Source organism: Klebsiella sp. CN_Kp113 (assembly GCF_040064585.1).
Taxonomy (GTDB): Bacteria; Pseudomonadota; Gammaproteobacteria; order Enterobacterales; family Enterobacteriaceae; genus Klebsiella; species Klebsiella michiganensis.
Window position 1 is genome coordinate 44,733 of record NZ_JBEAID010000012.1, and the last position, 13,409, is coordinate 58,141.

Consider the following 13,409-nt stretch of genomic DNA (forward strand, 5'->3'; position numbering starts at 1 on the left):
TCATACTCCCTCAATCAGTTCGGGTTCGGTTTGCGGGTAAAAGTAACGATACCGGTAGCTCACCTGCGCTCTGGCCTGCTCCGGGCTGCTGAATTCACCGACGCCATACCAGCCAAACATGGCGGCGCCGGCGACGGTGGTTTCGGCGTCATCGAGTACTTTAATGGGGATCTCCAGCCTGTTGGCTTTGATCTGATTCCACAGCGCGTTGCGGCTGCCGCCGCCGACCAGCAGCAGCTCGCGGGCTTTGAAGTGGCCGATTTGCTGCAGCGTTTGCAGATTGTGCGCCAGCTGTTCGGCTAATCCTTCCAGCGCGGCGAGGTAGAAATGACCGCGGGTGGTATTCAGCGTTATGCCCTGCCAGCCTGCGGTTGGGCTGGATAGCAGGTCGCACTGCATCTTCACCTTCTGAGCGCCGCGGGGGAGGGCCCGGGCCTCTTCAATCAACGTTTGCCACGGCGTTTCAGGCGTCCACAGCAGCTGGCGTATCCATTCCAGCACGCCGGAGGCCAGCCACTGCATGCCGGGGTTATAGCGTCCCGGCTGACAATCCAGCTCGCAGGTGGAGCCCGCATAGTGGCTGAGCAGCGACGTGTCTACCTGGGCGCTGCGCACCATCAGAATTTCCCAGGTGCCGGACGACAGCACCGGTTCATCCTGCTCCGCGCCCGCGCCAAACAGCGCGAACTGGGTGTCGTGCCCGGCGGAGATAACCGGAATGCCGACGGCTAAACCCAGCATTTTCGCGGCATCGCTCCGCAGCGTGCCAATCTGCTGGCCCGCTTCAACGAGCCGGGGAAATAGGCGGCGCGGCAATCCCGTGGCCTGCAGAATCTGCGCGCTGAAATCCCGCTGGTGGATATCCAGCATCTGGCTGGTGCCCGCCATGGTGATATCGGTCGTGAATTCGCCGGTCAGACGCTGGTTGAGAAGCGAGGAGATGAACAGCCAGGCGTGGGCCTGCTCCAGCAGCTGCGGGTGGTTCTCTTTCAGCCATATCAGCTTATACAGGGTGTTGAAACCAAATGCGCCGACGCCGGAGATCTGCTGGAGCTGCTGCGCGGGCATATAGCGGCCGATATTGTCCATCACCGCCGCGGTACGCGGACATTTCCAGCTGATGACCGGATAGAGCAGCTTGCCCTGTTCATCCACCAGCGCGCCGTCGACGCCGAAGGTAGTGACCGTGATGCCGCGAACCGTGCAGGATGAGAGCGGGTCGGCAATTTGCCGACAGCACTCGGCGAAACGTTGCAGGATCGCCTCCAGCGACCACTGGTGCCAGGCGCTGTTCTCCACGGCGATATCGCTGGCGTTGGTCGTTGCGGCGCGGGCGATAATATTCCCCTGGCGGTCAACGGCAATCGCCCGTACGTTAGTGGCGCCGCAGTCGAGGACCAGGATGACTTCATTCTTCATAATCTCTCCCGAGACGTTGCCGGATGGCGGCGTAAACGCCTTATCCGGCCTACGGATGATACCGTCCCGTAGGCCGGATAAGCGCAGCGCCATCAGGCATTTTTAACGTTTATACAGCGGGCCGTAGTTCTGGCAGGCGCGGTAATCCTGGCCTTCGCTATCCATCCCGTGCGCAGACCAGCTGGAGGGGCGGTAGATTTTCGCCTCTTCTACGTTATGCATGCACACCGGGATCCGCAGCATCGACGCCAGGGTGATAAAGTCGGCGCCAACGTGACCGATGGTCAGCACGCCGTGGTTAGCGCCCCAGTTCGCCATCACCGAGTAGACGTCGGAGAACGGGCCTTTACCGGTCAGGCGCGGCGCAAACCAGGTGGTGGGCCAGGTGGAGTTGGTGCGGGCATCCAGCTGGTCATGCATCGCTTTCGGCAGCTCTACGCTCCAGCCTTCGGCAATCTGCAGTACCGGGCCGAGGCCTTTGATGATATTCACGCGGGTCATGGTGAACGGCACGCCGCCTTCGGTCAGGAAGCGGGAGGAGAAGCCGCCGCCGCGGAAATATTCATGAATCGCCGGGCACCATTCGGTGGCCGCGAGGCAGGCGTCGGCCTCCTGCTGGCTGATTTCCCAGTGCGGCTTCATGGTTGGCTTGCCTTCCGCATCGCGCTGTTTGCAGGCGCCGTCCAGCGCCGCTGAACCGGAGTTAATCAAGTGGATAATGCCGTGTTCCGCCAGTCCGGTGAGCGGTTGGCCGGTGACGCGTTTAACCGCGTCCGGCGACCAGTAGGTGCGCACGTCGGCAAACACCTGGGCGGTGCCGGTCAGCTGGTGGCCCATCAGCATCGCCACGCCGTTGAGGCTGTCGTTTTCCGTGGCGACGACGAAGGGTTCGCGTACGCCGTTCCAGTCGAACGAGCTATTGAGCAGCGCTTCGGCGGTATCGCCGTTAGGGTATTGATCGGTCCAGTGGCGCTGGCCCTGGAAGCCCGCAGCGATGGCGTTGTAGCCCAGCGACTCTTCGACCAGCCCTTTTTCCGCCAGCTTCTTGTTGCCCTGCATCATGTCGCGGATGCACATCGCCATCAGCAGGCTCTCTTTCAGCACCGCGCGGCTCTGTTCGGCGTTGCGCTTATACTGCTGCGCGTTCTGGTCTTCGCCGTAGCGGAAGTTTTTATCCGCCCACGCCAGCGCCATTTCCAGCTCGCTTTCATCATAGATTTTCTGGTCGATGCGGCGGCGCAGTTCGGTCATGTCCACCGCCTGCACTTTCATACCGAGCCAGGACTCGAAGAAGTTGTGATCGACGATAGAACCGGCGATCCCCATCGACACGCCGCCGACGGAAAGATAGCTTTTGCCCTTCATGCTGGCCACCGCTAAGCCGGCGCGGGCAAAGCGCAGCAGTTTTTCTTCGACATCCGGCGGAATAGAGGTGTCGTCGGCGTCCTGCACGTCGTGACCATAAATGGAGAACGCCGGAATACCCTTCTGACTGTGGGCCGCCAGCGCTGCCGCCAGGTAAACCGCGCCGGGGCGCTCGGTGCCGTTAAAGCCCCAGATGGCTTTTGGCCGCAGCGGGTCCATATCGATAGTTTCGCTGCCGTAGCACCAGCACGGAGTCACGGTAATGGTGACGCCGACGTTCTGGCTGCTGAATTTCTCCTCGCAGGCGGCGGATTCTGCCATGCCCGCAATGCAGCTGTCGGCGATGACGCACTCAATCTGCGCGCCGCAGGCGTGACGCAGTTTTTCGGCGATCAGCGCGGCGGTGGCTTTCGCCATATTCATGGTTTGCTCTTCCAGCGACTCGCGCACCCCCATGCGGCGTCCATCAATCACCGGGCGGATGCCAATTTTCGGTAAGCTGATTTTTTTCATTCCAGATTCCTCACGTTATTCGGATAAATATTTAGTTAGCTGCCGTTTGCGAACGGAAACGGGCAAAGATGAAGATGACGGCAAAGCACAGCGCCGGGACCAGCTCCGCGGTGGGGATGTTGCCGGCGGCGTCGCTGACAAAGCCCATCACCGGGGTGACAATCCCGCCGCCAATAATGGTCATGACGATAAAAGAGGAGCCGTATTTGGTGTCCTGCCCGAGGTTTTTGATGCCCAGCGAGAAGATGGTCGGATACTGAATCGACATAAAGGCGCTGCACAGCGTCAGGGCCAGCAGACCCACGTGGCCGCCGGTGAAAGCGGAAATCAGGCACAGGATCATCGAGATCAGGGCATAGGCTGCCAGCACTTTATGCGGCGCGAAGCGGCTGATGAGCCAGGTACCGGAGAAGCGGCCGATAAAGAAGCACACCATCGTGCCGGTCAGATAGTTGGCGGCGAAACCGGGCGTCATGCCGGGGATCTCTTCGATAGCGTAGCGAATCAGATAGCTCCAGCAGGCGGTTTGCGCGCCGACGTAGCAGAACTGCGCCAGCACCGCCCAGCGCCAGTGGCGAACGCGGACCAGGCGAGCAAGGGAAGCGGAGAAGGAACTCTGGTTGGCGTCACTATGGTCGTCGCTCTGCAGGGCCGGAAATTTGGTCAACATAATCAACAGAGCGACCAGTAAGACAACCGCGACGATGATCATATACGGGGTTTGCACCGAGAGCACCAGGCTGTGTTTATAGGCGCTAAGCTGCTCCGGAGCCATTTTATCGAGCACATCCTGCGATTGATGCGGCACATTAGACAAAATGAGACTTTGCCCAAAAACCACCGCAATAATGGCGCCAAACGAGTTAAACGTTTGGGCAAGATTAAGCCGGAAGTGACCGCCGCTTTCTGGTCCTAAGACGGTAACAAACGGGTTTGCCGCGGTTTCTAAACACCCTAAGCCTGCAGCAATAATAAACAGGCCAATCAGGAATAAGGTGTAATTCATAACCTCAGCGGCGGGCCAGAATAGCGCGGCGCCAAAAGCATATAAGAACAGTCCGGTAATAATGCCGGCTTTGTAACTTAACTTTTTCATCAAAATTCCGGCCGGAATGGGAATGACGAAATAGCCGAAATAAAAGGCGGATTGAATCAGTCCAGCCTGGAAGTTGGTTAAGGTAAAGGCTTGTTGAAATTGTGGTAATAAAATATCGTTGAGATTATTTGCGACCGCCCAAAGAAAAAACAGCGAGCACAGCAGGGCGAAGGGAATAATGTAGCGCTTGCTTTGCCCCGTCTCTACCGCACGAAAACTCTGCGTTTGTATTGTTGTGTTTCCCATAGCATCCTCATTGGTTCAGAAGCGTGTTCAGCAGCCGGCTTATGCCCACCAGACCGCAAAAATCAGGCGAGCTCTTGTGACGACATCAACAGTGAAATAAACATCACGGAGTGAACTCATGAATTCATTTTCAAATTAAAAAAGCCTTTTAATATGATAGCGGTCACACTTCGTATCCACTCGGTGGTTTTATGTGATTATCATCACCTTAATAATCAGAAAAACATGACCGTTTGAGAAAGTTAATTGTAAAACCCACAGGGTCGATGACCGATTTATTTTATTATGTGGAAAACGGGCAGTTGTTAAAACTATCAGTAAAATGCCCGTTTTTAAATCTATTAGTAAGAACGGGCATTTTTCAGAAAGCAAAAATCAATGAACGGTTGTTTTTATACTGAAATAAGTGAGAGGAATCACAGAACCGGCGGATGTAAATTCCTTTCTGCTTATTCGGGATGATGATGGTGAGTAATTATTTGAGCTATTCAACAGCGTCGGAGCGTCATCTCCGGCGAGCCGTCTGTTGTCGCATTGCGCATCATAAAGAGAGGTAAAGAATGGAACGAAATAGACTGGCCCGGCAGATTATTGATACCTGCCTGGAAATGACCCGCCTGGGGTTAAATCAGGGAACCGCCGGTAACGTGAGCGTGCGTTATCAAGGGGGGATGCTGATCACGCCAACGGGTATTCCTTACGAAAAGCTGACGGAAGCGCACATTGTGTATATCGATGCCGAAGGTCAGCATGAACAGGGCAAACTGCCGTCCAGCGAGTGGCGTTTTCATATGGCGGCTTATCAGACGCGGCCTGATGCTCACGCGGTGGTACATAATCATGCGGTTCACTCTACGGCGGTGTCGATCCTCAATCGTCCCATTCCCGCCATTCACTATATGATTGCGGCGGCGGGCGGCAACTCTATCCCCTGTGCGCCCTACGCCACGTTTGGTACCCGCGAGCTGTCTGAGCATGTGGCCGTGGCGCTGAAAAACCGCAAAGCGACGCTGCTGCAGCACCATGGCCTGATCGCTTGTGAAGAGAATCTGGAGAAGGCCCTGTGGCTGGCGCATGAAGTTGAGGTGCTGGCGCAGCTTTATCTCAGCACTCTGGCCATCACCGACCCGGTGCCGGTTCTTGGCGACGAGGCCATTGCTATCGTGCTGGAGAAATTCAAAACCTACGGATTGCGTATCGAAGAGTGATGCCGTAAGCGAAGGCTTCTGCAGGCTGCTTCCGGGAGATGTGCTGGGCTGATACCCCGGCGCTGTTATTCCCCGGCTTGCGCTGCGCTTAGCCGGACTACGGGCTGTCCCTCTGTGCTTTGCTCCCGGGGGCGGCGCTTGACGCGCCTTGCCCGGGCTACAGGTATTCCGCCGTCTGCGGTAGCCCGGGTAAGGCGTAAGCCGCGACCCGGGGAATGCGCTCACCGTCTGCGGTCCGGTAGCCCGGACAGATGCGCAGCATCGCCTCCGGGAAGCCGCGCGCACCGCGGCCCGGCGCTACCGGGCCAGCCGCAGCTGCTGCAGGTTGCCGTCCAGCTGTAAATCGGTTTGCAGGCGCGCGATGTCCCGGCAGGTGAAGGCCATCTCTTTCTGTTCTTCCAGCTTCTTGCGCCACTTCTCCGGCACGTTCGCCAGCCGCGCGTAGATCCCTTCCAGATCCTGAAAATCGGTTAACAGCTGGGCGGCGCTTTTCGGCCCAATGCCCGCCACGCCGGGAACCTTTGAGCTGCTGATGCCCGCCAGCCCCCAGTAGTCAGGCAGCTGTTCCGGCGTCACGCCGAACTCTTTGGCGATAAACGGCGCATCAAGCCAGCGCTTCTGAAAATAGTCGCGGATGCGGATCGTTGGCGACAGCAGCTGGCAGTAGCCTTTGTCGGTTGAAACGATGGTTGCCTGATGGCCGGCCTGCGCCACTTTGACCGCCAGGGTCGCGGCAAGATCGTCGGCTTCGCTGCCGCTGAGCGCCCAGCAGCGAAACCCGCGCTGCTCAAACGTCGCCCGCAGCGCCGGCATTTCCGCTTCGAGGGTCTCCGGCATCGGCGCGCGCCCGGCTTTATAATCGGGCAGACGCTGATGTCGCCAGCCGTGGCCGCGGTCTTCATCATCAAATACCGCCACCACGTGGGTTGGCTGGCTATGGACCACCAGCTGTTCAAGCGCATGCAGGCAGGTGTCGACGCAGGGTGACCCCTGCACCGCGTGGATGCGGCGAATCAGATTAAGTGCGTCGACGATTAACAGATGAACGGCCACGGATATCCTCATAAATAGGCTCTTATTGCAGTGCCTTTCAGGGTAACATCGCCGCGCGGATGAGGCTATTGGCGCCAGGGAAATCAGGAAGATGACTCGCAGTTTCCGGCTAATCAACGTGCATCAGCAGGCCGAGATCGCTATTGGTGGCTTCGCCGTACCAGACCGCCTCGCGCACCGAAACCGGTTTGTGGATAAGCCCCAGGGCGTAAAAGCGATCGGCGATACTTTGTTGGGCGCGAATCACGTTGAGATCCATCGGCCGCGGACGATGGCTGCGGCGCGATAAGGCGCGCGTCAGTGAGGCGGCGTTAAGCCCCAGTTCGGCGGAGAGCAGTCCGGCGGCTTGCTCCCGGTGCCGGTCAATAAACTGGCCGGTCTGCGCCAGCTCGGCTAACAGGCGCTGCATGATATCGCTATTGCGGCTGGCGTAGTCGCGGCGCGACAGGTAGAACTGGTGATTATTGACGCGCCCCTCGCCGCTGGCAACAACCCGTAATTCGCCGCTATATTCCGCGTCGCTGAGCAGCGGATCCCACATCATCCAGGCGTCCACCGCCAGGTAATCGCTGGCGGTCAGCGGATATTTCGGCGGAATATAGACCACTTTGACGTCGTTTAATGCCAGCCCGGCCTCTTCCAGGATATGCAGCAGCAGCCAGTGCACGTTAGAGCCCTTATTCAGCGCGATACGCTTGCCGCGCAGGTCGGCAATGGTGCGAATGTCGCTGTGCTGCGGGACGACCATCGCCACGCTTTGCGGAGCGGGCGGCTCCCAGGCGACGTAGACCAGCTCGCCGTTACTCGCCTGAGCGAAAACCGGCGGCGCTTCGCCGGTGGTGCCAAAATCGATCTCATCGCAGGCGAGGGCGTGCAGCAGCTGCGGCCCGGCGGGGAATTCGCTCCACAGCACGCTGACGCCGCGGCTGGCAAAGGCTTGCTCGAGACTTTGCCGCGCTTTCAGGATGCCAAGATTGCCGAAGCGCTGGAAGCCGATGCGCAATTCCCGGTCGCGAGAGACGCTGTTGACCGCCGCGCCGAAGAGAGGCTCCTGACGGCGGCGGCTTTTAATGATGCCAAAATTGGCCAGCTGCGTGCGCAGCGTGTGGCGGCTAATACCGAGCAGCGCCGCGGCCTGGCTTTGATTATCGTCACTGTGGGCCATCGCGCCGCGTATCAACGCCCCGGTGACCCTCTCCCACAGCGGCTCGCCCGGCAGGGAAAGCTGACGACGAATAAAATCGTCGAGCTCATTATCGCCCGCCGCCGAGGGCTCATTGTTCAGCGTCGTCAACCGCAGCTGGGCGGGGCCGATCTCCTCTTCTTTACTCAGCAATACCGCGTTATGCAGAGTGTTTTCCAGCTCGCGAATATTACCCGGCCAGGGGTACTCCATCAGCCTTGCCAGCGTCTCCGGGGCCAGACGACGAGCCGGGCGGCCCAGGCGGCGGGCGTAGAGCGAGAGAAAATGGTCCGCCAGTACGGGAATATCCTGGCGACGCTGGCGCAGCGGCGGCAGCGGGACGAGGGCGATATTCAGGCGATAGTAGAGGTCTTCGCGGAAACGACGCTCGCGGATGGCCTGCATCAGGTCCACGTGGGTGGCGGCGATCACCCGCACGTCCACCTTAATGGCCTTGCGCGAGCCGACGCGGGTGATTTCGCGCTCCTGCAGAACGCGCAGCAGTTTGACCTGAAGCGGCAGGCTAAGCTCGCCGATTTCATCGAGCAGCAGGGTGCCGCCCTCCGCCGCCTCGAACCAGCCGGGATGGCCTTGTACCGCGCCGGTAAACGCCCCTTTTTCATGGCCGAACAGCTCCGCTTCCGCCAGGCTTTCGCTGAGCGCGCCGCAGTTGACGGCCAGAAACGGCCGGTGGCGGCGCGGGCTATGGTGATGCAGGTAGCGGGCGACGACCTCCTTACCGGTGCCGGTTTCGCCGACAATCAGCACGGTCGCCTCGGTGGGGGCCAGTTTATCCAGCAGGCTCTGAAACGCTTTTGACGCCGGGTCGATCAGCGCGGGCGTAGAGGATGGAAATTCAGGATTCAGCATGGTGACCTCCGGTATTTGATGTCCTGAAGTTATCCTGTGCCGGGGACGGAAACCAGAGGGCTAACTCGCCGGTCTGTTGCAAATGCCGCAGTCCGGACGCATTGGCTGCGGCATTTGCAACAGCGGCGTAAGGTTCGGTTTTCTGTAACTCACTGAATTTATATTGTTAATTTTTTATTCACCATTGGCACGATTATCGCTAACACTCATATAACCAAATTAAAACAACTCTTCGATAAATATCGGATATGGTTATATAGGAAATGGATAATGACGCAAAAAACCGACGATAAAATCAACGTGTTCTGGTTTCTGCCCACCCACGGCGATGGCCGCTACCTGGGCACCTCGGAGGGCGGACGCCCGGTTGATTTGCCTTACCTGCAGCAGGTGGCGCTGGCGGCCGACAGCCTCGGCTACTACGGCGTGCTGATCCCAACGGGGAAAAGCTGCGAAGACTCCTGGCTGGTGGCCTCGGCGCTGGCACCGCTGACCCGCCGCCTGCGCTATCTGGTGGCCGTTCGTCCGGGCCTGCAGCCGCCGACGCTGGCGGCGAGGATGGCGACGACGCTCGACCGCCTGTCGGGCGGTCGGCTGCTGATTAACGTGGTGACCGGCGGCGATCCGGTGGAGAACAAAGGCGACGGTATTTTCCTCAGCCACGGCGAACGCTATCAGGTCACCCGCGAATTTCTCGACGTCTACTCGCGCCTGCTGAAAGGTGAAAAGGTGGATTATCACGGCGAGCATATCCACGTGGAAGGCGCGGAAGTGCTGTTTCCGCCGGTACAGGAAAACGGCCCGCCGCTGTTTTTTGGCGGCTCCTCTGAGGAAGCCATCGACGTCGCCGCCGATCAAATCGATACCTACCTGACCTGGGGGGAGCCGCCGGCGCTGGTGGCCGAAAAGCTGGCGATAGTGCGCGAGCGCGCCGCCGCCCGGGGCCGCACGTTGCAGTACGGGATTCGTCTGCATGTGATTGTTCGCGAAACCGAAGAGGAGGCGTGGTCCGCCGCCGATCGGCTGATTTCACACCTTGATGACGAAACTATCGCCCAGGCGCAGAAAATTTTTGCCCGTATGGACTCCACCGGCCAGGCGCGAATGAGTTCGCTGCATAAAGGATCGCGCGACAATCTGCGTATTGCGCCGAACCTGTGGGCGGGCGTGGGGCTGGTGCGCGGCGGGGCCGGGACGGCGCTGGTCGGCAATCCGCAGCAGGTGGCAGAACGCATTCGTGAATATCAGGCGCTCGGTATCACCAACTTTATCTTCTCCGGCTACCCGCATCTGGAAGAAGCCCATCGTTTCGCTGACCTGGTCATGCCGCTATTGCCGCTGGCAGGCCACGATCAGCCGAAGGCGCGTAGCGTCAATACCGGCCCGTTTGGCGAAACCATCGGCGGCGATAAGCGTCCGGTGAAACAGGTCAGCGCAAGCTGAGGAGGCGCGTATGTTACACCGATTTGTGAAGGCGGTGGGCTATGCAAACTGAACCGCACGTGGTGATTGTCGGCGGCGGATTTAGCGGTGCGGCGGTGGCGATTCATCTCCTGCGCCTGGCGCCGGTTGGCGTGCGGGTCACGCTGCTGGAGCCGCGCGAGGTGCCCGGCGCGGGCGTGGCCTACTCCACGACCGAACCGAGCCATCGGATTAACGTTCCTGCCGCGCGGATGCAGCTTGCCGGTGAAGAGGAGGGCGCGTTCGATCGCTGGTACCGCAGCCAGCCCGCCTTTGCGGATGACCCGCATGCCCTGCTGGCAGATGGCGCGGTCTATCCGCAGCGCGGTCAGTTTGGCCGCTATGTCGCCCAGCGTTTCGCCGAGGAGGCGCGCGCCAGCGGCGGGCGGCTGACGCATCTGCGCGAGCAGGCGCTGAGCGTTAATCATGGTGAAGTTGTCACCGACGGCGGGCGTCGGCTGCAGGCCGATCTGCTGGTGCTGGCCATCAGCCATCCGCCGCCGTCGCTGCCGTCGCTGGCGACGCCGTTCGCAACGCATCCGGCGCTCATCGCTAACCCCTGGCGAGCGGGCGTGCTGGCAACTATCGCCCCGGAAGCGAGCGTCGCGGTCATGGGCACCGGCCTGACGATGGCGGACACCGTCGCGACCCTGACGCGTCTGGGCCATCGGGGGCCGATCGCGGCATTTTCACGCCGCGGGCTGCTGTCCCGCAGCAATCTCAGCGGCAGTAGTGAACCCTGGCCTGGCGAATACGATCGCGGAACGCTGCGCCAGCGGCTGCGGCAAATCCGTCTGGATATCGAGCGCGCGGCGGAGCAGGGACAGGCCTGGCAGGTGGTGCTGGACGCGGTGCGTAATCAGGGGCAGAGCATCTGGCAGGGGCTGACGGTGGCCGATCGCAAGCGCTTCCTGCGTCATTTGCGCAGCTACTGGGACGTTCACCGCTACCGTATCGCTCCGCAGGTCGCCGGGGTCCTTGAGCAGCGCCAGCGCGACGGCAGCCTGCGGGTGCTGGCGGCCAGGCTGACGGCGCTGGAAGGCGACGCGCAAAAGCTGGCGCTAACCCTGGCTCCCCGGCGCGGTGAAACGCTGCGGGTGAGCGCTGACCACTTTATTTTAACCACCGGCCCGGCGCACGGCGGGTTGACCGACAGCCAGCCGCTGCTGCGTCAGCTGAGCCAGCGTGGGCTGATTCGCGCCGATGCGTTCGGCCTTGGCCTGGACGTCGATCGCCGCTCGCGGGCGATTGGCCGGGAAGGGCGGATTACGCCCAATCTGCTGGTTTCCGGACCCGCCGCGCGGGCGTATTTCGGAGAATTAATGGGGCTGCCGCAGGTGGCCGACCATGCCGCCGCCGTGGCCGACGAAGCGCTGCGGACCCTGGGCGTCAAACAATCCGCCCGATGTCCGGCGTTCTGAACGCCTTTTATCCCCTGATTCCTTTAATGATTATGCGCGCGTCCCGACAGCGGGGCGCGCCGTGGAGAGTGCTATGTCATCACAACGTGAAATTCGTCTGAACGCTTTTGATATGAACTGCGTCGGCCATCAGTCGCCGGGGCTGTGGGCCCATCCGCGCGACCGCTCCTGGCAGTATAAAGACCTCGAGTATTGGGTCGACCTGGCGCGTCTGCTGGAGCGGGGCAAGTTTGACGGGCTATTTATCGCTGATGTGCTGGGAGTCTATGACGTGCTGAACGGCAACGGCGATGCGGCGATCCGCCAGGCGGCGCAGGTGCCGGTCAACGATCCGCTGGCGCTGATTACGCCGATGGCGCTGGTGACGGAGCATCTGGGATTCGGCCTGACCGCTTCGCTCTCTTTTGAGCATCCCTATCCGTTCGCCCGCCGTCTTTCAACCCTCGACCATCTGACCAAGGGGCGAGTGGGCTGGAATATCGTGACCTCCTATCTTGAGAGCGGGGCGCGTAATATTGGCCAGAAAGCGCAGACCGACCACGACGCCCGCTACGACTATGCCGATGAATATCTGGAGGTGGTCTATAAGCTGCTGGAGGGGAGCTGGGAGGATGGCGCGGTGCTGCGCGACAGGGAACGTAAGATCTTCAGCGATCCGCGAAAAATTCACCCGATTAACCATCAGGGGAACTTCTTCTCGGTGCCGGGGATCCACCTCTGCGAGCCGTCGCCGCAGCGTACGCCGGTACTCTATCAGGCGGGCGCCTCCAGCCGCGGCAAGCAGTTCGCCGCCGGCCACGCGGAGTGCGTATTTGTCGGCGCGCCGTCGAAAGTGCTGCTGAAAAAGACGGTGGCGGATATTCGCCGTCGCGCCGAGGAGGCCGGGCGCGATCCGCGCAGCATCCTGATCTTCAATATGCAGACGGTCATCGTCGGCGAAACCGACCGTGAAGCTCAGGCTAAATGGCAGGAGTATAAACCGTACGTCAGCTACGAAGGGGCGCTGGCTCTGCTCTCCGGCTGGACCGGCATCGACCTTGGTCAGTATCAGCCGGATCAGGTGCTGGAGTATCTGCATACCAACGCGATTCAGTCGATGGTAGAGGCGTTTTCCACCGCCGATCCGAACAGCCAGTGGACCGTGCAGAAGCTGGCGGACTGGGCGGGGATCGGCGGCTTCGGGCCGCTGGTGGTCGGCAGCCCGCAGACGGTCGCCGATGAGCTGCAGTCCTGGGTCGAAGAGACCGACGTCGATGGGTTTAACCTCGCCTATGCGGTGACCCACGAAACCTTCCGCGACGTGGTGGATTTGCTGGTTCCGGAGCTGCAAAAGCGCGGCGTGTTTAAGCAGGAGTATCGCGAGGGAACCCTGCGCGAGAAGCTGTTTGGCGCCGGCCCGCGGCTGGCTGCGCCGCATCCGGGCGCAGGCTATCGCTACGGCGCGCAGGTCGCGGTCGGAAGTGAAGAAAAGGTGAGTTAATTTTGCCGGTCCCCCTCTCCCCGAAGGGGGAGGGCTGAACTATGGGGCGGGAGGTTTTTCCCCGGAGGCGGCGCTTGACGCGCCTGTCCGGGCT

At 60.5% G+C, this 13,409-nt stretch carries 9 protein-coding genes; 4 read left to right on the top strand and 5 right to left on the bottom strand.

Annotated elements, in window-relative coordinates:
• The 3 genes from fucK to fucP all read right to left on the bottom strand — a co-directional run bounded on the left by fucK (position 1) and on the right by fucP (position 4,639).
• Complete coding sequence (fucK, locus tag ABLV30_RS06075) at positions 1–1,419, bottom strand: L-fuculokinase (protein ID WP_032751058.1); 1,419 nt, start codon at positions 1,417–1,419, stop codon at positions 1–3.
• 102 nt (positions 1,420–1,521) lie between these two features.
• Positions 1,522–3,297 carry an L-fucose isomerase gene (fucI, locus tag ABLV30_RS06080; RefSeq protein WP_025108016.1) on the bottom strand — a complete coding sequence of 592 codons (1,776 nt, stop codon included), beginning with the start codon at positions 3,295–3,297 and terminating at the stop codon, positions 1,522–1,524.
• 31 nt (positions 3,298–3,328) lie between these two features.
• Positions 3,329–4,639, bottom strand: coding sequence for an L-fucose:H+ symporter permease (gene fucP, locus ABLV30_RS06085; protein WP_348865571.1), 1,311 nt, complete (start codon positions 4,637–4,639; stop codon positions 3,329–3,331).
• A gap of 560 nt (positions 4,640–5,199) precedes the next feature.
• On the opposite strand from fucP, the gene fucA reads away from it, so the two are divergent.
• Positions 5,200–5,847 (top strand): L-fuculose-phosphate aldolase, encoded by a 648-nt coding sequence (gene fucA, locus ABLV30_RS06090; protein ID WP_004853673.1) that lies wholly within the window; start codon positions 5,200–5,202, stop codon positions 5,845–5,847.
• Between the two features lie 297 nt (positions 5,848–6,144).
• On the opposite strand, the gene xni is transcribed toward fucA, so the two are convergent.
• Both xni and ABLV30_RS06100 read right to left on the bottom strand, forming a co-directional pair.
• The gene (xni, locus tag ABLV30_RS06095) at positions 6,145–6,900 is read right to left on the bottom strand and encodes a flap endonuclease Xni (RefSeq protein ID WP_265800379.1); all 756 of its coding nucleotides are present in this window, start codon (positions 6,898–6,900) and stop codon (positions 6,145–6,147) included.
• Between the two features lie 109 nt (positions 6,901–7,009).
• The gene (locus ABLV30_RS06100) at positions 7,010–8,953 is read right to left on the bottom strand and encodes a sigma-54-dependent Fis family transcriptional regulator (protein ID WP_064374718.1); all 1,944 of its coding nucleotides are present in this window, start codon (positions 8,951–8,953) and stop codon (positions 7,010–7,012) included.
• Positions 8,954–9,223: 270 nt separating this feature from the next.
• On the opposite strand from ABLV30_RS06100, the gene ssuD reads away from it, so the two are divergent.
• The 3 genes from ssuD to ABLV30_RS06115 all read left to right on the top strand — a co-directional run bounded on the left by ssuD (position 9,224) and on the right by ABLV30_RS06115 (position 13,315).
• Positions 9,224–10,396 (top strand): FMNH2-dependent alkanesulfonate monooxygenase, encoded by a 1,173-nt coding sequence (gene ssuD / locus ABLV30_RS06105; RefSeq protein ID WP_109240818.1) that lies wholly within the window; start codon positions 9,224–9,226, stop codon positions 10,394–10,396.
• Between the two features lie 41 nt (positions 10,397–10,437).
• Positions 10,438–11,835: an FAD-dependent oxidoreductase gene (locus ABLV30_RS06110; RefSeq protein WP_064358544.1), complete on the top strand. Its 1,398-nt coding sequence runs from the start codon at positions 10,438–10,440 to the stop codon at positions 11,833–11,835.
• A gap of 73 nt (positions 11,836–11,908) precedes the next feature.
• On the top strand, positions 11,909–13,315 hold the full coding sequence (locus ABLV30_RS06115) for an LLM class flavin-dependent oxidoreductase (RefSeq protein WP_014226609.1): 1,407 nt from the start codon (positions 11,909–11,911) through the stop codon (positions 13,313–13,315).
• The last annotated feature ends 94 nt before the right edge of the window (positions 13,316–13,409 follow it).